The following is a 19,412-nucleotide window of genomic DNA, read 5'->3' as shown; positions in this document are numbered from 1 at the left end:
ACATTTACTGTACTTATTGTTTTTATCTTCTTAGGATCTATGGCCGATTTTGTTATTGATAAGTTCAAAGAGTAAGCATCATGGAACTGGAACACGAAAGTAAACGTCCTCTCTACATTCCCTACGCTGGCCCTATCTTGTTGGAATTTCCTCTGCTGAATAAAGGCAGCGCCTTTACAGAAGAAGAACGTAGTCATTTCAATTTACACGGTTTATTGCCGCAGGCCGTTGAAACAATAGAAGAGCAGGCCGAACGCGCCTACCGCCAATATTGCGATTTCAAATACGATATCGATAGACACATTTATTTAAGGAATATTCAGGACACCAACGAAACGCTGTTCTATCGCCTCCTTGATGCCCACTTAAGCGAAATGATGCCTATTATCTACACGCCAACTGTTGGTGAAGCGTGTGAACACTTTTCTGATATTTACCGCCGTGCCCGTGGCTTGTTTATCTCCTACCCAAACCGGGCTTACATTGATGATATGCTGCAAAATGCCACCAAACAGAATGTAAAAGTTATCGTTGTTACCGATGGTGAGCGCATTCTTGGTCTGGGTGATCAGGGGATCGGCGGCATGGGTATTCCTATCGGTAAACTGTCGCTGTATACCTCCTGTGGCGGGATCAGCCCTGCTTATACCCTGCCTGTGGTTCTGGATGTAGGAACCAATAACCCACAGCGCCTCAATGACCCTCTGTATATGGGCTGGCGTCATCCACGCATTACTGGCAAAGAGTACGATGAATTTGTCGATGAGTTTATTCAGGCTGTGAAACGCCGCTGGCCTAACGTACTGCTGCAATTTGAAGATTTTGCCCAGAACAACGCCATGCCGCTGTTAAACCGCTATCGCGATGAGCTTTGCTGCTTCAATGATGACATCCAGGGCACCGCAGCGGTTGCTTTAGGTAGCCTGATTGCCGCCAGCCGTGCCGCCGGCCGCCAGTTGAAAGACCAGACCGTGGCATTCCTCGGTGCCGGCTCTGCGGGCTGTGGTATTGCAGAGCAGATCATTGCCCAAATGAAATCTGAAGGATTGAGTGATGAACAAGCTCGTGCCCGCGTGTTTATGGTTGACCGCTTTGGCCTCCTCACTGACAAGCTGCCAAACTTACTGGATTTCCAAAGTGCATTGGTACAGAAAAGCACCACCTTGCAATCGTGGGATGTCACCCGCGATTCTCTCTCATTGATGGACGTGGTTCGCAATGCCAAACCTACGGTCCTGATTGGTGTTTCTGGTCAATCTGGTCTATTTACCGAAGGGATCATCCGTGAAATGCACAAACATTGTGAACGTCCTATCGTGATGCCGCTGTCCAACCCAACATCACGTGTGGAAGCTCGCCCGGAAGACATCATCAACTGGACGGAAGGCAAAGCATTGGTCGCTACAGGAAGCCCGTTTGCACCAGTAAAATATGACGGTCAGGAATATCCAATCGCACAATGCAACAACTCCTATATCTTCCCGGGGATCGGCTTAGGTGTTATCGCTGCCGGTGCCAAACGTGTTACCGATGATATGTTGATGGCGGCCAGCCGCGCATTAGCGGATTGTTCACCGCTGGCGCAAACAGGCTCAGGCCCATTGTTGCCACTGATTGATGACATCCAGGATGTTTCCCGCAAAATAGCCAAAGAAGTAGCGAAAAAAGCCCAAATTCAAGGCGTAGCGATTGTTACATCGGAAGATGCGTTGGATGAAGCGATTGAGCGCAATTTCTGGAAACCAGAATATCGCGTGTATAAACGCACTTCATTCTGATATTGGTAATAAGCCTGCCAATAATATTGGCAGGCTTGAAAAGTAATCAAATAATAATCTGGTCAGATAAATCATAAATAATGGCTTTATATTTTTTAAATTGAATCAATTTAGTTCCGATATGATCCCCCAAAACTTGCTTCGATATTTCAAGTCAAGTAGCCTTACGGCATTGGCTCATCAGCACATATAAGGCAAACAAAAATCATGTGGAAGCGCTTGATTACGGGTTTCATTTTTATCATTGCAGTTCTTATACTGGCAGCCATTATGCTTGACCGTTGGGTTAGCTGGAAAACCGCTCCTTACATTTTTGATGATGTCAGGCAACTGCCTGAGCGAGAAGTCGGTATGGTACTCGGCACATCCAAATATTATAAAACCGGTACATATAACCAATATTATTTCTATCGGATCCAGGGCGCGGTTAACGCTTACAACAGCGGTAAAGTCAAATACCTGCTATTGAGCGGAGATAATGCCCAACATAGTTATAATGAACCCATTACCATGCGAAAGGATTTGATCAAGGCAGGAATTCCGGCCAGTAATATTGTGATGGATTTTGCCGGTTTCAGAACATTGGACTCAGTTGTCAGAACCCGTAAGGTCTTTGATACCAACGATTTTACTATCATCACTCAGCGCTTCCACTGCGAACGAGCCTTGTTTATCGCTATGCATTTTGGTATAGAAGCGCAATGTTATGTGGTTCCCTCTCCCAAGAATATGATGACGATCCGTCTCAGGGAAGTATTGGCTCGTCTCGGTGCCTTGACTGATCTCTATATTTTAAAACGTGAACCGCGATTTTTAGGTCCATTAATGCCTATCCCCGCGCCACATACCATACCAACAGGAATTCAAGGTTACCCTGCTGTATCGCCAGCGGAGTTACAGGAATTAGAAAGGAAGCCACAAAGGAAATCAGAATAGATAAAAGTGGCAGTTTACCGACAAACTTATATCCCCGCCCGCATTGGGCGAGGGTTTACGGCAGATTTCTCTAAACCTTACCTGCCAATTTTGCTGTTAAGCTGCGCCAGAGCTTTTCCATCGGTCCCTGAGAATAACGTTTCAGCCACCAGCAAGCAAAGCCAATATTCAATACCCAGATAAAGGGAATAAATGCCATTAACTCCAAACGGCTAAACTGCCCAAATAACTCAAAGCGATAAAAAAGTGTGGTGCAAATCAGTGTTTGCAACACGTAACTACTCAGTGCCATTTTTCCGACCTGCCGGAGCCAAAACGTGATTTTCCAACGCGAAATGGCAGGCCAGAATCCATAAATTAATGCGATATAAGCCAACGCCAGCAACGGTGTTGCCAGTTCAGTAATGGTGTAACGGACAGTCCAGGATGCAAAATAACTGTAGGGATATAAGTATTGTATCGACAAAGCAATGCCCTGAATTGCCATACCAGCCGGGATCAGACATAGCGCCAAACGGCGGTAATGCTTATGGCTAAACTCCCCTTTCAACCAACCATTACGCAGTAACATCGCGCCACAAAGCATGACTCCGATTAATTGCCAGCCATATTGCACAATCACCACTATCATCGCCCCGCTTATCTGACGAATACGGTATTCTATGGCCAATAATCCACCATACATTTTCCAGTAGCTTTCATAAGAAATATCTTCCAGTGTAGGCTGCCAGAATGCATTATTTTCCCCTAAGGGAAACAGCCCCAGAAGGTAAAACATCATTACGCCGAATAAATAGAACGTCGCCGCTGTACCAAACAACTTTTGACGGGTATTGATAAAACGCCATGCCAATAAGCCAACAACGCCATATGACAACAAAATGTCACCATCCCATAGCAAAACTCCATGCAACAAACCAATAACAGCCAAAACCAGTAACCTGGAAATATTCCAGTCTCGTCCCCGCTGCCGAAGCAATTCGAGTGATGCTCCGAACAACAGCGTCAAGATGAACAGGAATTTTCCCTGAGTAAAGGTACTCAAGACAGACCATGTCATCACATCAGAGAACGAGACTGAATCTTTATAAAACAAATTCATGGACGCTGCATACGGCAAAGCAAAACTGGAAATGTTCAGCAACAATATTCCCAAAATGGCAACACCACGCACACTATCAAGTACTTCAATTCTCTGACACATTACCCCATTACAACTCTGTTTCATGATAATAGAAATTCATCATGATAAATGCAGATGACGCACGGCACGCAGGAATTCCTGCCGTGTATTCTGGCTGGTTTTAAATAACCCTCCCAGAGAAGTCGTCGTCGTCGTACTGGTCGCATCACGAATGCCGCGCGCTTTCACGCAATAATGAACAGCATCAATGGAAACAGCGACGTTATTTGTGCCAAGCAGGGTTTGTAATGCAATCAGGATCTGCTGTGTTAAGCGTTCCTGCACTTGTGGGCGCTGCGCAAAAAACTGGACAATCCGGTTAATCTTCGACAAACCAATGACCTTATCCTTAGGAATATAAGCAACCGTGGCTTTGCCATCAATAGTGACAAAATGGTGTTCACAAGTGCTGGTCATCGTAATATCACGCACTGTCACCATTTCATCCACTTTCATTTTATTTTCTATCAGCGTAATTTTCGGGAAATTGTTATAGTCCAACCCTGAGAATATCTCATCCACATACATTTTGGCGATACGACCGGGCGTATCTGCCAGACTGTCATCACTCAAATCGAGATTTAACAGCTTCATAATTTCTGTCATGTGTGCCTTAATGCGTACCTTACGCACCTCTGGCTCCAAAGTTTGTTCACGCAATGGGGTTTCAAGACCACGCTCAGCCAGTGCCGAATGCACCAGTGCAGCTTCTGTACTTAAGGATGACATCAGTTTCTCCAGGGTAAATATTTTCGTTACTTGACGGGAAATCAGGGCGCTTATTTTACGCAGATATCAGCGAATGTAATACCACACAATATCGACTTTATTTATCTTGTTCTACGCATATACCAATCCAACTTCAAGATTGCGTGTTATATTTCCCCGTGCAGCGGGGAGATATAAGGCTCCGCGTCGTCTGGCGGATTGCAACTTGAAGTTTATCGAGTATATATCGTATACGCGAGCGCATAACTATACCTGTACATCATCAATGCACCAAATCAGGATGGTTCACGATAGGTATTGGTGCGATAAAATACCAGTAAACCGGCAATGAGCAACCCAATAAATGCGATATACAAAGCAGGTTCTAATTTGCCTGTCAGCCATGTCGAAGTCGCGGATAACATTGGCCCTACCAATTGCCCCAGCGCATAACCCGTGGTCAGCAATCCCGCCATATAGCGGGCATGATTGGGCGCCAATTCACGGCCATACTGTAAGGCAAGCTGTACCACACACATAAATCCACCGCCTACCAGCAATGCCCCAATCATCAAACCACCAATGCCCGGTAATATTTCCACAATCAGGATGCCGAGTGCCTGGAGCCATAACGTAACCGCCAGACGGATTTGGGATGTTGATACATTACGCAACAAAATTCCCAGCATGATGCCAACGACCGAAGCACCGCCAAATATTGGCCAGACAAATTGGGCAAACAAGCTATCAGGAAAACGCGCTGCCGCCATTTGGGAAAGAAACGTCGCAGGCAAAATATAGCCGAATCCAGCCAGGCTATAACACCACACCAATCGCTTGATTTCCGGTGTCAGGCTCAGTGTTTCGCCCGCCGTCTGTGGACGGTGCAATTCACCGCTGCGGGGCAGATAGCGACTGACGTAAACACTGAATAACAGCGCCAAAATACCATATAACATCCACGCACTGGCTGCGCTCATCTGCCAGGATTGGATGCCCATTGCCAGCATACCACTAATAAAAATCCCCACACCTGTCCCTGAGAAAACGGCTGCACTCAACCCCGGACGATTCAATTTTGCCAATTCATCATTCGCCCATGCAGCTACCAATACCAACGTCCAACCACTGGCCCAACCTATAAAAAAGCGGGCAATACTATGCAATATCGGTCCATCCAACAAGGCAGAAAGCAGGGTGATAATGACGGCTCCCCACAAACCGCTCCACAAACGGTATTCCACAAAACGTTGCGCCCGCATGGCATCATAAGAACCCGCCAGATAGCCGAGGTAATTGAATGCGGCGACTATCCCCGCACTCGTTAATGTGAGTTGTGATTCAGCAATCATCAATGGCACTTGTGGGGTAAAAGTGAAGCGTCCTATTCCCATTGCAACAACCAAAGCGAGAAAACCGCTTAATGCAATCTGAACAGCTTGATAATTACGATGAAGAGATGTAACCGTTTGATTTTTCATAGTGATTAAAGAGTAATGAAATTAATTGTTTTGGAGGGCATCATTTAGTTATAACAAACAATAAATATAATATACATCTTTTCTTAACAATCCTCTCTATAGCAGTCACCACTGCCTGTCATTCCCCATCACTGCAATCTTTGCCATAATGCATCCAATACAAGAATAAACACTTGTCCGCAATTTGCGGCATATAGGGAGTTTCTTATGGATCACTGTCATACCTCAGACTTAATCTCTCTTGAGCAAGCACTGGAAACATTACTGACACACACCGTTCCCCTCACTGCAACTCCTCTGATCACGACAGAAACCATTAACCTGACCGAATCTATGGGCAGAATTACCGCCACTGATATCGTTTCCCCGATCAACGTCCCCTCGTTTGATAACTCAGCAATGGATGGTTATGCGATTCGCCTGGCAGATCTTAACGAAAACCATATCTTACCCGTGGCAGGCAAAGCCCTGGCAGGTATGCCGTTTCAGCAGGAATGGCCGAACGGCAGTTGTATCCGCATTATGACCGGTGCTCTCATTCCTTTTGGCGCTGATGCCGTTGTGATGCAAGAACAAACGGAGGCTACCGAAATGGGAATTTGCTTCACCCATCCGGTAAAACCGGGGCAGAACATTCGCACCATTGGGGAAGATATCAGCCAAAATGCGGTGGTATTGCCAAAAGGGATCAAGCTCTCCACAGCACAATTAGCGCTGATTGCTTCACTAGGCATTGCAACGGTTGATGTTGTCCGCAAGCTGAAAGTTGCCATTTTTTCTACCGGTGACGAGTTACAAGCCATCGGTGAACCCTTACAGGCAGGCCAAATTTACGATACCAACCGATTTGCTATTCGCCTGATGCTGGAAAAACTGGAGTGTGAAATCATCGATCTTGGCGTAATCCGCGATGATCCTGATGCCTTGCGCCGGGCCTTTATTGAAGCAGATAAACAAACTGATTTAGTGATCAGTAGCGGTGGCGTTTCTGTTGGTGAAGCGGATTACACCAAACAGATTTTAGACGAAACAGGAAAAATCAGTTTTTGGAAACTCGCCATCAAACCGGGTAAACCTTTCGCCTTCGGTAAATTGGAAAATGCCTGGTTCTGCGGCTTGCCTGGCAACCCTGTATCAGCCGTGCTCACGTTCTACCAATTGGTACAACCGTTGATTGCCCACCTATCGGGTTTTACTGCATGGCAATCACCTATGCGTCTCACAGCCAGAACGACAACACCTTTGAAAAAATCCCCCGGCAGGCTGGATTTCCAACGTGGTATTGCTTCACTTAATGAACAGGGTGAATTAGAAGTGCAAACTACGGGGCATCAAGGCTCCCATATATTTAGTTCATATAGCTTCGGCAACTGTTTTATTGTGTTGGAACGGGAACGTGGGCATGTTGCTGCTGGTGAAACCGTGCAAATCGAGTTTTTTAACTGTTTATTAAAAAACCAATAGCTAAAAAACCAATAGTTAAAAAAACAATAGTTAAAAAAACAATAACCGAAAAAACCAATCATAAGAAGATAGTGAAAAATGGCGGTCGAACTTACTGATGAAGAAACCTTGCGTTATAACAGACAAATTGTCTTACGTGGTTTCGATTTCGACGGACAGGAAACATTAAAATCAGCCAACGTGTTGATAGTGGGTGCTGGCGGGCTGGGTTGCGCCGCTTCCCAGTATCTTGCGGCGGCGGGTATTGGGACAATGACCCTGCTGGATTTTGACACGGTTTCCCTTTCCAATCTGCAACGGCAGATCCTCCACCGCGATGAGCGCATTGGTATGGCAAAAGTGCATTCCGCCGCGCGAACCCTGCGGGAGATCAATCCACACATCACTATCAATCCCATTGAAGGGCTGTTGGATGATCCGGCGTTAGATGAATTAATCAGCCAACATGCAATGGTGCTCGACTGTACAGATAATGTTGCCATTCGTGAACAACTCAATCGCCTGTGTTATGGGCGTAAGATAACATTGGTTTCGGGTGCTGCGATCCGCATGGAAGGCCAGCTTGCTGTCTTTACTTACCAACCGGAAACGCCCTGTTACCGTTGCCTGAGCCGCTTGTTTGGTGAAAACAGCCTGACTTGTGTTGAAGCAGGTGTCATGGCGCCATTGGTAGGAACTATCGGTTCATTGCAGGCAATGGAAACCATTAAGCTATTGACTCAATACGGGCAAACCTGTCACGGCAAGGTATTACTTTTCGATGCAATGACAATGCAATTTCGCCAAATAACATTGCTGCAAGATCCCTTATGTGAAGTTTGCCAGTGACAATGAATATGTCGTTGGAAACTTATTCTGATAAAGAAACATCCAGCCCAATTAAGCCGGATGTTTCTCTTCCAATACAAAAAGCTTACCCGACAATACCCTGACTTCTCAGATACTCATCATAAGTACCTTTAAAATCAATCACCTTGTCGGATTTAATTTCTAAAATACGGCTAGCCAATGAACTCACAAAAGCACGGTCATGGGAGACGAAAATCAGCGTTCCCTGGTAAAGTTCCAGCGCCAGGTTCAAAGATTCGATAGATTCCATATCCAGGTGGTTAGTTGGTTCATCCATCACCAGAATATTAGGCTTGTGCATCATCAGTTTGCCAAACAGCATCCGGCCTTGTTCACCACCGGAAAGCACCCCCACTTTCTTCTTGATATCATCCTGCCCAAACAACAAGCGACCAAGAATACTGCGTACTGCCTGCTCATCATCGCCTTCGCGCTTCCATTGGCTCATCCACTCAAACACCGTCATATCACAGTTAAAATCACTGGCATGATCCTGTGCATAATAGCCAATCGTGCTATTTTCAGACCATTTAATGGTGCCGCTATTTGGCGTTTCCTCACCAATCAGTATCTTCAGGAGGGTCGTTTTACCGATACCGTTTTCACCAATTACCGCCATCTTTTCGCCGACTTCCATCAGCATATTTAGATTTTTAAACAGTAGTTTGTTATCGTATCCCTTGGTCAATGCCTCCAATTCCAGCGCATTGCGGAACAGTTTTTTCTCTTGTTCAAAGCGGATATAAGGATTCTGACGGCTGGAAGCCTTCACCTCTTCCAACTGGATCTTATCAATCTGACGGGCACGGGAAGTCGCCTGTTTAGACTTGGAAGCATTAGCACTGAAACGGCTAACGAATGCCTGCAAGTCAGCAATTTGCGCCTTTTTCTTGGCATTATCGGCCAGCAGACGTTCACGCGCTTGCGTTGCAGCAATCATATACTCATCATAGTTGCCAGGGAACAAGCGCAGCTCGCCATAGTCCAGATCGGCCATATGTGTGCATACCGTATTCAGGAAATGACGGTCATGGGAAATGATGATCATCGTGCTGTTACGTTCGTTGAGCACTTGCTCCAACCAGCGGATAGTGTCGATATCCAGGTTGTTAGTTGGCTCATCGAGCAGCAAGACATCAGGATTGGAAAACAGGGCTTGTGCCAGCAATACGCGCAATTTCCAGCCCGGTGCCACTGCACTCATCAAGCCATAATGCTGTTCAACGGGAATGCCGACCCCCAACAACAATTCGCCGGCACGCGCTTCTGCACTGTAACCCTCCATCTCACCATAAGCGACTTCCAGATCTGCGACACGATAGCCATCTTTTTCGCTCATTTCTGCCATCGCATAAATACGGTCACGCTCCTGTTTGACCTCCCACAGCTCCTGATGCCCCATGATGACGGTATCCAGCACGGTATATTCTTCGAAAGCAAACTGATCCTGACGCAATTTACCCAAACGCTCATTAGGATCAAGGCTGACATTACCGGAAGTTGGGGTTAAATCCCGGCCCAAGATTTTCATGAAAGTAGATTTGCCTGCCCCATTCGCCCCAATCAAACCATAGCGGTTACCGTTGCCGAATTTGACAGAAATATTTTCAAACAGTGGCTTACTGCCAAACTGCATAGTGATGTTGTTTGTACTTAACACAACTGTTGCTCTTAAAGTGGATAAAAAGGGAAATGTAAAATCGATAGCCGCGCATTATGCCACAACAGAAGAAAAGTATCGCCAGAATGCGTTACCCACGTTTAAAATCAGGCCATCACCTCATATAAAACACTGAATATTAATCATTTTTTCATAAAATAAACTAATCTATTGGACAGAGAAATATAGAATAGAAACCGGTACTGTTATAAACTTTCCGATATTATTTTACAAATCAACAAATTGATATATCGGAAAAATACAATGCAAAAAGTAAGATGGGGTATTATAGGTTGTGGTGATGTAACAGAAGTAAAAAGTGGGCCTGCTTTTTATAAATTGGAGAATTCAGAATTAGTCGCCGTCATGCGACGCAATGCAGATTTAGCCAAAGATTTTGCCAAGCGGCACAATATCCGGAAATGGTATTCAGATGCCGAATCTTTGATTAATGATCCGGAAGTTGATGCCGTTTATATTGCTACCCCACCTTCTACCCATAAGAAATATACTATTTTGGCAGCACACGCTGGAAAAAGTGTTTATGTCGAAAAACCCATGGCATTAACATTTGAAGAATGCAACGAAATGATTGCCATCTGCCGATTTCAAAAAGTTCCCCTGTTCGTCGCTTATTACCGCAGGGCATTACCGAGGTTTATTAAAATAAAAGAATTAATTGATTCTGGCGCAATTGGTACACCTCGGATAGTCAATTGTATGCAATTCAGGGAAATGGCGCCTGTCTATCAAGATCCTGATAATTTACCCTGGTTTGTAAAACCAGAGATATCAGGTGGTGGCCTATTTGTTGATTTAGCTTGTCATACACTCGATATATTGGATTTTTTACTGGGAAAAATCACCTCCGTCAAAGGGCATGCCAATTCACAGGCAAAAGCCTATCCCGCCGAAGACTGCGTTTCCATGTCATTTATGTTCGAGAATCATGTTCAGGGAGTTGGTATTTGGAATTTTGTCGCCAGTTCTCGTGAGGATAAAGTCGAAATTATCGGTACAAAAGGCAAAATCGTTTTTGCCACATTTGGTGATTCTCCCATTTCATACTATGACGAAAATAATCAACTACACCAATATTATTTCGAAAATCCCCAACATATCCAGATGCCATTCATTCAGAAAGTGATTAATAACATACAAGGCAATGGCAATTGTCCATCCACGGGTGAATCTGCCGCCCGCACCAGTTGGGTTATTGATGAAGTATTAAAAGAGTATCGTGCTACTGCAAATATTATTTCCTAATAAATTTGGTGTTACTGTTTAAAAACATGAAGAGTAAACTAACTAATAAAATAACCATCAAAGTATAACTTTTGATGGTTTTAATATATTATTTTTATTCACAAGGTAATTACCATCGTTCTGCTGGCTTCTTGATACCCTTCCCTGATATAAAAACGTATCGCATCAACATTCTGGGATAATACACTCAGTTCAAGGTGTGAATAATGGTTTTCTTGCGCCCACTTTTTCATACCAGCCAATAACTTTTGACCAACTCCAAAATTTCTGGCATCCTGACTTACCATCAAGTCAAAAACATAACCATAAGTTCTCGGCATCAGGCAATTAAAAGGAGGGGTCTTTTGCTCCTGGGCAATAGCAAAACCTTTAATACTGCCATTCCCATCTTCCGCAACCAGTAAATGAAACTTATCGTTATTGATATTGGAAGCAATAAAATCTCTGTCTTGTTCAGCCACTTGTATTCTATCCGGCTGTAACGCAGCCATTTCACTAAACAATATGCTATAAAGAGATAAAATAGCCTCAATATCCTGCATAGTAGCCGCTCTTATTATCATTAGGTTCTCTCGAACACTTTCAGTTAGTATAAATTTCAATCAACAGAATAATGTAATTATTAAAACAGTCAAGTATCAGGTGATAAAGCTGGATTTTGTTCAACATTTGCTAACAAGCATACAACTGATAATACTGTTGAGTTATATCTGTTTCACTGCGAAGATGGCGACCTTAAATAACATGTTGTAACTGAGGTTTCTTTAAAATGTCTCTTTCCAAGCATCGGGCAGCTTCTTTTTCACTGCTTCCTGTGATTTTATTGTTACTGTCAATGACATCAATTCAAGCCGGGGCTTCACTGGCTAAAACAATATTTCCTGTCATTGGTGCACCCGGTGTCACAGCCCTGAGACTTGCATTAGGCACGATTATCCTATTCCTGATTTTTAAACCGTGGCGGTTAAAGTTTCAGCGTTCTTCATTGCTCCCGCTTTTTGCCTACGGCATTTCTTTGGGGGCAATGAACTACCTGTTCTATATGTCCTTATCCCGAATTCCGCTCGGTATTGCTGTTGCACTTGAGTTTACCGGACCTTTAGCAGTAGCCATGTTTTCTTCCCGCCGTCCTCTGGACTTTCTCTGGATTGCCCTGGTTATTGCCGGGTTAAGCTTCCTGCTGCCAATCGGAAATAGTGTCAATACACTCGATCCTATCGGTATTTTGTACGCATTGGGAGCCGGTGTTTTTTGGGCGCTTTATATTATCTTTGGGCAACGTGCTGGAGCGGGCTATGGAGCCGCAACAGTTTCTATCGGTTCACTCATTGCTGCCTTTATCTTCTTCCCAATCGGATTAATACAGACTGGCCCTGAACTCCTGTTCGATGCTTCTTTACTACCAATTGCCCTAGGGATCGCCATTTTATCCACCGCCTTTCCTTACACTCTGGAGATGATTGCCCTTACTCGTTTACCAGCCAAAACATTCGGGACATTAATGAGCCTTGAACCTGTATTGGGAGCATTATCAGGCATCATTTTCCTTAATGAACATTTAGCAATGAGTCAGTGGGTTGCCCTTTTCTGTATTATTTTTGCGTCCATAGGCTCCACCTCAACCATTAAGCGAAAAACTAAAATAGAAAAAGTAGAATAACGATTTTAAAAATACTGGGATGATTTATTGAAACCGGAGAAATATTTGTTTTCCGGTTTCTTATTTTCATAAATTATCAAAATGTTACCGACCAACACAATAACTATCAATTCAATAGAGGTAATCAATATGACTTCCGACAGATGATCAACTAAATTTATTCTATCTAATGAGATAACTCATTACTCAGAATTTAAGGAGATATTATTATGAATACCGCAAAATTACTCAAAACCCAACCTTCTGGCCTGATTTATACCCGAAACAATCTCGATGAAGGTATTAAACAGAGAACGATTACTGCCTTAAATCATATGGTGAGCCAATTTATCGACCTATCCATGCTGACTAAGCAGGCTCACTGGAACATGCGTGGCCGCAATTTCATTGCCATTCATAAGATGCTGGATGATTTTCGTAATGCCATCACAGAACACCTTGATATATTTGCAGAACGAGCCGTTCAATTAGGTGGAACCGCGCTGGGCACTGTTCAGGAAGTGTATAAACGTACCCCCCTGAAAAGCTACCCAACAGATATTCACGATGTACAGGATCATCTAAAGGTGCTGGCCGATCGCTATGCGATGGTTGCTAATGATATCCGTCAGGCGATCATTGATGCGGAAGATGAAGACACTGCGGATATGTTTACCGCGGCATCCCGTGATCTCGACAAATTTTTATGGTTTATCGAAGCAAATATTGAGCAATAAAATAAAAATATTATTCCTCGTAATTAAGTTAAGGCCACATCAGTGGCCTTTTTAACATCAGTGTCCATTATTGATGGAAAAAACATTAAAAAAAGCAGTTATACCCTTAAAAATCCCACAAACCTTTAAAAAAATCATTTTTCTCTCTATAATCCCTGTTTGATTCAAAAATAAACATGAGGATTCTATTAGATGGATAACGAAGTCAAAGATTCTAACGGCGCATTACTGGATGACGGCGACTCAGTGCAGGTTATCAAGGACCTGAAAGTTAAAGGCACCTCCAAGACACTGAAACGCGGCACACTGATCAAAAACATTCGCCTGACCCACCGTGAAGACGAGATTGAATGCAATGCCGATAAAATTAAGGGATTAGTCTTGAAAACCTGCTTCCTGAAAAAAGTAGATAAATAACGATTACAAACCCATTTTTGCTTAAAGGATAAATAATATTAACTATTATATTATTTATCCTTTTTATTAATGGCGTTAAAAATCGAATAGCATTGATTATATTGAATCAGACAACTGACAGTTATCCTTTCCAATTAAGTTTTGCCACAGAAAAATAGTAATATCTCCCAGAAGATCAATCCATTAAATACGTCATTCACAAACCAAGCCACAGAAAAACACCAAATAGATTGGAATTTCAGGTAAGAAAATTTATTATAAATAGGTCTTTATTCTGATAAAGAGCAAAGATATTGAAAATATTAAAATTTATATAGAGGTTACAAGATGAAAACTTCACTGACTCTATGCACAGCTATTTTTCTATTAGCATCATGGAATACATTTGCAACAGAAGCACAATTGAATAGTAAATCTGAACAATGCAAAGAAGTCGCACGTATCAGATGTGCCAAACATATTAAACACCCTAAAAAATATCAGTTTTGCCTTAAAGAGATATATAGCATATGTATACGCCAATAAATACAATATAGCTTTAACTCTGTTGAAGAACAGTGATTTCAGGAGGTTGTAAGTTCAGGCCCGGATTTTTAGTTTTGGACATATACCCGTCATTATTAGGGCACTAATGCCTTCAATAATGACGGGCATTAATAGCAATATAGAATCTGGTTTTAGGATAAAAAATTAATTTACTTATTTCAAATAGATTGGAATATAAAGTCAAGATAAAACAATTTTCCTCAGGGAATAAAGAATTTTATTTTAAGCTCTCATGATGAGAGTTTCTTGCAAGAACTAACAATTAATGATTATCAGATACATAAAAAGCAAATCACCAAGTTGGAATATTGATACAGTGCAATTGGATAAATAACCCATCCTTGGGTTATTTTTATTCCTTTTCCGCTGGCACCTTTGGCCGTTCGATGGGAAATACCGGCAACGCATTCAATAAACGTGAACCATAACGTTTGGTGAATAACCGATTGTCATAAATCACTACATCACCATAACACTCATGGCTGCGAATTAGCCTCCCCACTTGTTGGATCAAGTTAAAAGAGGCACTCGGCAAACTCTGAACTTCAAATGGATAACGTTTTAAAGATTTCAACCATGCACTTTCAGTAATAATCACCGGATTAGTTACGGGAGGGAATGCAATTTTATGGATATGGACTTGTGAAAGATAATCACCTTTTAGATCCAATCCTTCTGCAAATGACTGCAATCCAACCAGAACGCTGGTTTGCCCCTCATCAATTCGCTTGCAATGTGTTTCTACCAATCGATAACGAGGCTGATCACCTTGTACCAATAACACCAACCGCAAGTCTGTAACGAAAGTCAGGAACCCTTCCATTGCTCGTTGGCTGCTAAAAAGTACCAACATTCCCCGGTGTTTCCCTGCCATCACCTGAGAGCGAAAATAGCGCGACATTTCCTCGAGATGCTGCATTTCATTTTGAATGGTCGGTTCCTGTGTCATTTGAGGAATAACCAAACGCCCTTGTCGTACATGTTCAAAAGGCGATGACAGGCTGATAAAACGATCACCCTCATTTTCGTGTAATCCGGTAAGTTCCTGAATGCGGGAAAAGCTATTCAGTGAACACAACGTGGCCGATGTCACTATAATATGGGGGATAGTACGCCATAGTATCTGAGTTAATTGTTCGCTGACCCGAATGCCTACACAATGAAGATAGAGATGTGATTGATTTTTCTCATAGCGTCGCGTTAACCATTTGGATATCGGCGCATGGGAAGATTCTTCTTGTGAAGCCAAACGCCACAGTTTTGTCATATTCTCAAAATAGCCTAATGTTCGGCTGGCTTGCAAAATAGCACGATGCAAACGGACAATATCTTGTCTGGCAGTCTGATCACCCAAATCATTCAAAATCGCTTCAGCCAAACCACGTAATCCATCAGTGAGTTTAAATAATTGCTGGCAACATAGCAGTAAACTCTCCGGTAACTTTCCCAGTTCGAACAGGTATTCTTCCGCTTCACCACGCTCAGGCAATAGCGCCTGTGTTATCTCCGCCAATTCCTTAAAGCATTCACGGATTGTTGCACAATGGGTCTGTAATCGGGGGATATTTGCCAAAGCAGGAGGTTTTGTCGGCCGAAATTGAACCAGGTATTGTTCTACATGACGGACAAATGTATCTAACTGCCCATTAAACTGGAATAAGGTTATTTCCCCTTCAACTTCCAGTGTATCCCTTGCCACTTCGGGAATATGGTGCCCTTCATCCAGAACCAACAGCAGATTTTTTGCCTCCGGTAAAACCGATCCACTTTCCAGCGCTGCCATAACCAAAGAGTGATTGGCAACGATGACATCTGCATCTTCAATTTCCCTGCGGGCAAGGAAAAATGGGCAACGATGGTAAAACTGGCAATTGCGGGCCAGGCAGTTCACTTTATCCGTACTGATTTTTGCCCATAGTGGGTCCGCCAGTGCCAGTTTATGGTGATCTCGTAAGCCATCCCAGGCAAACGTCGCATAATCACTGCGCAATCGGCGACATAATTCCCGCTCTTCACTATTAGCAATTTCAGTCTGGTCTTCGACCAGAAACATCAAATCAATCTGCTCCCCTTCTGCGGCACAAATGGCTTCCAAATTGCGCGGACAAACATAACGCGCCCGACCAAAAGCGCCCGTAAATTTCAGGTCAGGAATAATCTTACGCAGCAGCGGCAAATCCTTGCTGTAAATTTGATCTTGTAAGGCAACATTGGCTGTACTGACTACCAATGGTTTCTGTTCTGCCCGACTGATGGCAATCCCGGGGAGCAGATATGACAACGTTTTCCCTACTCCCGTTGGCGCTTCAATCACCAAATGTCGCCCCTCTTCATCCGCCAATGTCTTTGCAACCTCAGCAATCATTTGACGTTGCGGAGCGCGTGGAATGAAACCATCAATATGGGTAGATAATGATTTATACCACTGACTAATCTGACTTTTTACTGAACTAGAAAGTGCCATGATTTTTACTGCTTAAAAATTGGAGAGCTATTTTTTTCATCATACTTCTGTCTTTACTATTCAAACGCATAAGCGCAATTTGGTAAGGAATAATTTTCCCATAGAACTGATCTCAAATCAGCTTTATATGATCATTCCTGCGAAGCGGTTTCCAGTCTTTTTACTCTCAATGCAAGAAAATCGGTTATCGCTTGTCTGAAATGCAGAAGCCGATATACTTTTGATTTTTTATAACCGTTATAACTCGTTATTAAAACCTTATTGGAGACAGAGATGAAAAAAATCCTGCTCATTATCATCATATTATTTTCCATCGGCTCAATTGGCGGGATCTTTCTGGCAGGGATGAATATATATACCCGCTCAACCACACCAGCCGAAGCACCACAACAGACTCAGCAGGAAAATGCGCCAACAGGGCAGCAATAAATACATTGGCTCGTATCGTAACACCCGATGAGGAAGCTCATGAAAAATGAATATTTTGTCAGTCCACAATGGTTAAACGAACATCGCCATGATGAGCATATCGTTGTCGTTGATGCCAGTGCCCCAATGCCTACCCAATCCATTAATTATCACCAACTTTGGTTAGAGAAACACATTCCGGGCGCCCAATTTTTTGATCTGGATAAGGTCGCTAATCTACAAATCAACCTGCCTCACATGTTGCCGGAGCCGGAAACCTTCCGTCAGGCTGTTAGCAAAATGGGCATCAGTGAAAATCATCTGGTGATAATTTACGATCAAGGCAATATGTTTTCCGCCCCACGGGCATGGTGGACATTTAAAATTTTTGGGGCTCATCATATCCGTATTCTTGCAGGGGGCTTACAAGGCTGGCAGCAAGCCGGTTATCCAACCGAATCAGGTAAAGTTATTCGCTCTCCCGAAGTTTTCAATATCCAGTTTACCCCTGAAAAAGTCTGTTCTCAGGCGCAGATCCTTAATGCTCTCCGTAACGATGTAGGGGTTCAATTTGTCGATGCCAGGACAGAAGACCGTTTTCAGGCAAAAGTGCCAGAACCCCGTCCAGGTCTGAGAATGGGGCACCTGCCCGGCGCTAAAAATGTTCCGTGGACAACCCTGATTGATAATGGATGCTATAAGCCAGGAGAAGAAATTGCAGCAATATTCCGCAAACAGGGCATTGATTTAAGCCAACCCATAATTACCAGTTGTGGTTCTGGTATGACAGCCGCAATTTTAGTCCTGGGGCTTGATATGATTGGTCATAAAGAAGCGGGATTATACGATGGCTCCTGGGCTGAATGGGGCGCTGATGCTTCACTTCCATTAGAAAAATAGGTTATTGACAATAATAAAGAACAAGAAAGAGCATCAAAATAATATGCCCTTTCTTGTACTCTTGGTTAGAAATTTTAGGGTATACAAACAGAACAATTGCTGTTATTTCCCGGCAGAATCCATTTAGCGAGGATTCCGGCGATCAGACCAAAAATAATCCATGACAGGATACCCATATACCAATCCAGGCTTACCTTTTTATCCCCTAATATTTGGAATAATAATATGATTAAAAAACTGAAATGCATTGTCTTTTTCCGCTATATCGTTTGGGAAATTTAGATCCGGAGATAAATACCGCAAGTTATAATATAGCCACTCACTTACACTAGAATTAGAAAATCCGCTTACTTTCCATAAACGTTTCATCATATTTATAGTGTTATCTTCAAATGCAGATGCGTCTAAGAGATAAAGTCTAGTGGCAAGACGGAGACGATTAACAGTGCCAATAACAGCATCAGATAGATTGCGATTACTTAATATTCTGGCGTCTATAAATTGCAAATATAATACTTCAAAATCTTCATTTCCGATATTTAATAACTGGTGAGTTCCATTTGTTAATGGGGTGATATTATCAATAACTTCTATCGTAGAGTTGTCCCCTCTTGGGGTAAATAATCTCCTTCTCAGGTATTGCATCTGACTATTTTCAGGTAATCCATTAGTTTCCATCCCTATAGTATAAAAACCACTCCCTCTGGGATTTTCAACTTGCCTAATCCTATTTTCAGCTATGGCGTGCCTGAACACGGCTACATAATCATTGCTTAAGCTTGCCACTGATCCGCTTGATGTTGCAGGAGGTGTGACCAGATTCATTTGCCTTGGCCCTCCACTACTGAACCTGCTGCCAAACGCTTCACTAAACTCACCTGACTGCTGGCCCAACCGCCCCAGGCTGCGGCTAAGACCGCCAATGACACTGGCCCCCAGGCTGAGCGCCCCCAGCCCCAGAGAAACCCAGCCGAGC

17 protein-coding genes and 1 pseudogene are annotated in these 19,412 nt (G+C 43.3%); 10 read left to right on the top strand and 8 right to left on the bottom strand.

Translation table 11 applies throughout. The features are described 5' to 3' along the window. Positions 1-80 precede the first annotated feature (80 nt). Entirely contained in the window at positions 81-1,778 is a 1,698-nt protein-coding gene (locus tag ABLA76_RS14235; protein WP_348988415.1) for an NAD-dependent malic enzyme, read from the top strand. A gap of 207 nt (positions 1,779-1,985) precedes the next feature. Further along, positions 1,986-2,714, top strand: coding sequence for an outer membrane permeability protein SanA (sanA, locus tag ABLA76_RS14230; protein WP_348988414.1), 729 nt, complete (start codon positions 1,986-1,988; stop codon positions 2,712-2,714). A gap of 70 nt (positions 2,715-2,784) precedes the next feature. Here the strand turns inward: sanA and yeiB are convergent, their stop codons facing one another. The 3 genes from yeiB to ABLA76_RS14215 form a co-directional block, all read right to left on the bottom strand. Beyond that, positions 2,785-3,918: a DUF418 domain-containing protein YeiB gene (gene yeiB, locus ABLA76_RS14225; protein WP_348988435.1), complete on the bottom strand. Its 1,134-nt coding sequence runs from the start codon at positions 3,916-3,918 to the stop codon at positions 2,785-2,787. Positions 3,919-3,957: 39 nt separating this feature from the next. Continuing rightward, a complete protein-coding gene (gene folE, locus ABLA76_RS14220; protein WP_047766941.1) occupies positions 3,958-4,626 on the bottom strand; it encodes a GTP cyclohydrolase I FolE in 669 nt (222 codons plus the stop codon). Between the two features lie 275 nt (positions 4,627-4,901). Continuing rightward, positions 4,902-6,086 carry a YbfB/YjiJ family MFS transporter gene (locus ABLA76_RS14215; RefSeq protein ID WP_348988413.1) on the bottom strand — a complete coding sequence of 395 codons (1,185 nt, stop codon included), beginning with the start codon at positions 6,084-6,086 and terminating at the stop codon, positions 4,902-4,904. 207 nt (positions 6,087-6,293) lie between these two features. On the opposite strand from ABLA76_RS14215, the gene moeA reads away from it, so the two are divergent. Then, a complete protein-coding gene (moeA, locus tag ABLA76_RS14210) occupies positions 6,294-7,550 on the top strand; it encodes a molybdopterin molybdotransferase MoeA (RefSeq protein WP_348988412.1) in 1,257 nt (418 codons plus the stop codon). A 78-nt stretch (positions 7,551-7,628) separates the two neighbouring features. Further along, on the top strand, positions 7,629-8,378 hold the full coding sequence (gene moeB, locus ABLA76_RS14205) for a molybdopterin-synthase adenylyltransferase MoeB (RefSeq protein WP_348988411.1): 750 nt from the start codon (positions 7,629-7,631) through the stop codon (positions 8,376-8,378). A gap of 85 nt (positions 8,379-8,463) precedes the next feature. Here the strand turns inward: moeB and ABLA76_RS14200 are convergent, their stop codons facing one another. After that, positions 8,464-10,059, bottom strand: coding sequence for an ABC-F family ATPase (locus ABLA76_RS14200; protein ID WP_348988410.1), 1,596 nt, complete (start codon positions 10,057-10,059; stop codon positions 8,464-8,466). Between the two features lie 264 nt (positions 10,060-10,323). Between ABLA76_RS14200 and ABLA76_RS14195 the strand changes: the two genes are divergently transcribed. Further along, a complete protein-coding gene (locus ABLA76_RS14195) occupies positions 10,324-11,325 on the top strand; it encodes a Gfo/Idh/MocA family oxidoreductase (RefSeq protein WP_348988409.1) in 1,002 nt (333 codons plus the stop codon). A 98-nt stretch (positions 11,326-11,423) separates the two neighbouring features. Here ABLA76_RS14195 and ABLA76_RS14190 read toward each other — a convergent pair whose 3' ends face one another. After that, on the bottom strand, positions 11,424-11,888 hold the full coding sequence (locus ABLA76_RS14190; protein WP_348988408.1) for a GNAT family N-acetyltransferase: 465 nt from the start codon (positions 11,886-11,888) through the stop codon (positions 11,424-11,426). Positions 11,889-12,094: 206 nt separating this feature from the next. On the opposite strand from ABLA76_RS14190, the gene rhtA reads away from it, so the two are divergent. The 3 genes from rhtA to ABLA76_RS14175 all read left to right on the top strand — a co-directional run bounded on the left by rhtA (position 12,095) and on the right by ABLA76_RS14175 (position 14,118). Then, positions 12,095-12,985, top strand: a complete 891-nt coding sequence (gene rhtA / locus ABLA76_RS14185) for a threonine/homoserine exporter RhtA (protein WP_348988407.1) — start codon at positions 12,095-12,097, stop codon at positions 12,983-12,985. A gap of 209 nt (positions 12,986-13,194) precedes the next feature. Then, complete coding sequence (gene dps / locus ABLA76_RS14180; RefSeq protein WP_348988406.1) at positions 13,195-13,701, top strand: DNA starvation/stationary phase protection protein Dps; 507 nt, start codon at positions 13,195-13,197, stop codon at positions 13,699-13,701. 192 nt (positions 13,702-13,893) lie between these two features. Then, the gene (locus tag ABLA76_RS14175) at positions 13,894-14,118 is read left to right on the top strand and encodes an alkylphosphonate utilization protein (RefSeq protein ID WP_047766925.1); all 225 of its coding nucleotides are present in this window, start codon (positions 13,894-13,896) and stop codon (positions 14,116-14,118) included. 898 nt (positions 14,119-15,016) lie between these two features. On the opposite strand, the gene dinG is transcribed toward ABLA76_RS14175, so the two are convergent. After that, entirely contained in the window at positions 15,017-17,128 is a 2,112-nt protein-coding gene (gene dinG / locus ABLA76_RS14170; protein WP_348988405.1) for an ATP-dependent DNA helicase DinG, read from the bottom strand. Positions 17,129-17,401: 273 nt separating this feature from the next. Here dinG and ABLA76_RS14165 point away from each other — a divergent pair, with 273 nt between their 5' ends. Continuing rightward, the gene (locus ABLA76_RS14165) at positions 17,402-17,557 is read left to right on the top strand and encodes a hypothetical protein (protein ID WP_348988404.1); all 156 of its coding nucleotides are present in this window, start codon (positions 17,402-17,404) and stop codon (positions 17,555-17,557) included. Positions 17,558-17,596: 39 nt separating this feature from the next. Next, positions 17,597-18,436: a 3-mercaptopyruvate sulfurtransferase gene (gene sseA, locus ABLA76_RS14160; RefSeq protein ID WP_348988403.1), complete on the top strand. Its 840-nt coding sequence runs from the start codon at positions 17,597-17,599 to the stop codon at positions 18,434-18,436. Between the two features lie 101 nt (positions 18,437-18,537). Here sseA and ABLA76_RS14155 read toward each other — a convergent pair. Then, a pseudogene (locus ABLA76_RS14155) lies at positions 18,538-18,612 on the bottom strand (GlsB/YeaQ/YmgE family stress response membrane protein); the annotation flags it as partial. A gap of 22 nt (positions 18,613-18,634) precedes the next feature. Beyond that, positions 18,635-19,412, bottom strand: a 778-nt coding sequence (locus tag ABLA76_RS14150) for a hypothetical protein (protein ID WP_348988402.1), incomplete at its 5' end; no start/stop codon positions are given.

The sequence above is a fragment of the Xenorhabdus sp. SGI240 genome, from assembly GCF_040081915.1.
Classification (GTDB): Bacteria; Pseudomonadota; Gammaproteobacteria; order Enterobacterales; family Enterobacteriaceae; genus Xenorhabdus; species Xenorhabdus bakwenae.
Note: the sequence above shows the minus strand (reverse complement) of the source record. Positions and strands in the feature narration are given on the sequence as shown.

What these genes read in the sequence shown, in the direction of transcription:
- ABLA76_RS14235 (WP_348988415.1), top strand. Translation starts at nt 81, where the DNA reads ATGGAACTGGAACACGAAAGTAAACGTCCTCTCTACATTCCCTACGCT.
- sanA (WP_348988414.1), top strand. Translation starts at nt 1,986, where the DNA reads ATGTGGAAGCGCTTGATTACGGGTTTCATTTTTATCATTGCAGTTCTT.
- yeiB (WP_348988435.1), bottom strand. Translation starts at nt 3,918, where the DNA reads ATGTGTCAGAGAATTGAAGTACTTGATAGTGTGCGTGGTGTTGCCATT.
- folE (WP_047766941.1), bottom strand. Translation starts at nt 4,626, where the DNA reads ATGTCATCCTTAAGTACAGAAGCTGCACTGGTGCATTCGGCACTGGCT.
- ABLA76_RS14215 (WP_348988413.1), bottom strand. Translation starts at nt 6,086, where the DNA reads ATGAAAAATCAAACGGTTACATCTCTTCATCGTAATTATCAAGCTGTT.
- moeA (WP_348988412.1), top strand. Translation starts at nt 6,294, where the DNA reads ATGGATCACTGTCATACCTCAGACTTAATCTCTCTTGAGCAAGCACTG.
- moeB (WP_348988411.1), top strand. Translation starts at nt 7,629, where the DNA reads ATGGCGGTCGAACTTACTGATGAAGAAACCTTGCGTTATAACAGACAA.
- ABLA76_RS14195 (WP_348988409.1), top strand. Translation starts at nt 10,324, where the DNA reads ATGCAAAAAGTAAGATGGGGTATTATAGGTTGTGGTGATGTAACAGAA.
- ABLA76_RS14190 (WP_348988408.1), bottom strand. Translation starts at nt 11,888, where the DNA reads ATGATAATAAGAGCGGCTACTATGCAGGATATTGAGGCTATTTTATCT.
- rhtA (WP_348988407.1), top strand. Translation starts at nt 12,095, where the DNA reads ATGTCTCTTTCCAAGCATCGGGCAGCTTCTTTTTCACTGCTTCCTGTG.
- dps (WP_348988406.1), top strand. Translation starts at nt 13,195, where the DNA reads ATGAATACCGCAAAATTACTCAAAACCCAACCTTCTGGCCTGATTTAT.
- ABLA76_RS14175 (WP_047766925.1), top strand. Translation starts at nt 13,894, where the DNA reads ATGGATAACGAAGTCAAAGATTCTAACGGCGCATTACTGGATGACGGC.
- dinG (WP_348988405.1), bottom strand. Translation starts at nt 17,128, where the DNA reads ATGGCACTTTCTAGTTCAGTAAAAAGTCAGATTAGTCAGTGGTATAAA.
- ABLA76_RS14165 (WP_348988404.1), top strand. Translation starts at nt 17,402, where the DNA reads ATGAAAAAAATCCTGCTCATTATCATCATATTATTTTCCATCGGCTCA.
- sseA (WP_348988403.1), top strand. Translation starts at nt 17,597, where the DNA reads ATGAAAAATGAATATTTTGTCAGTCCACAATGGTTAAACGAACATCGC.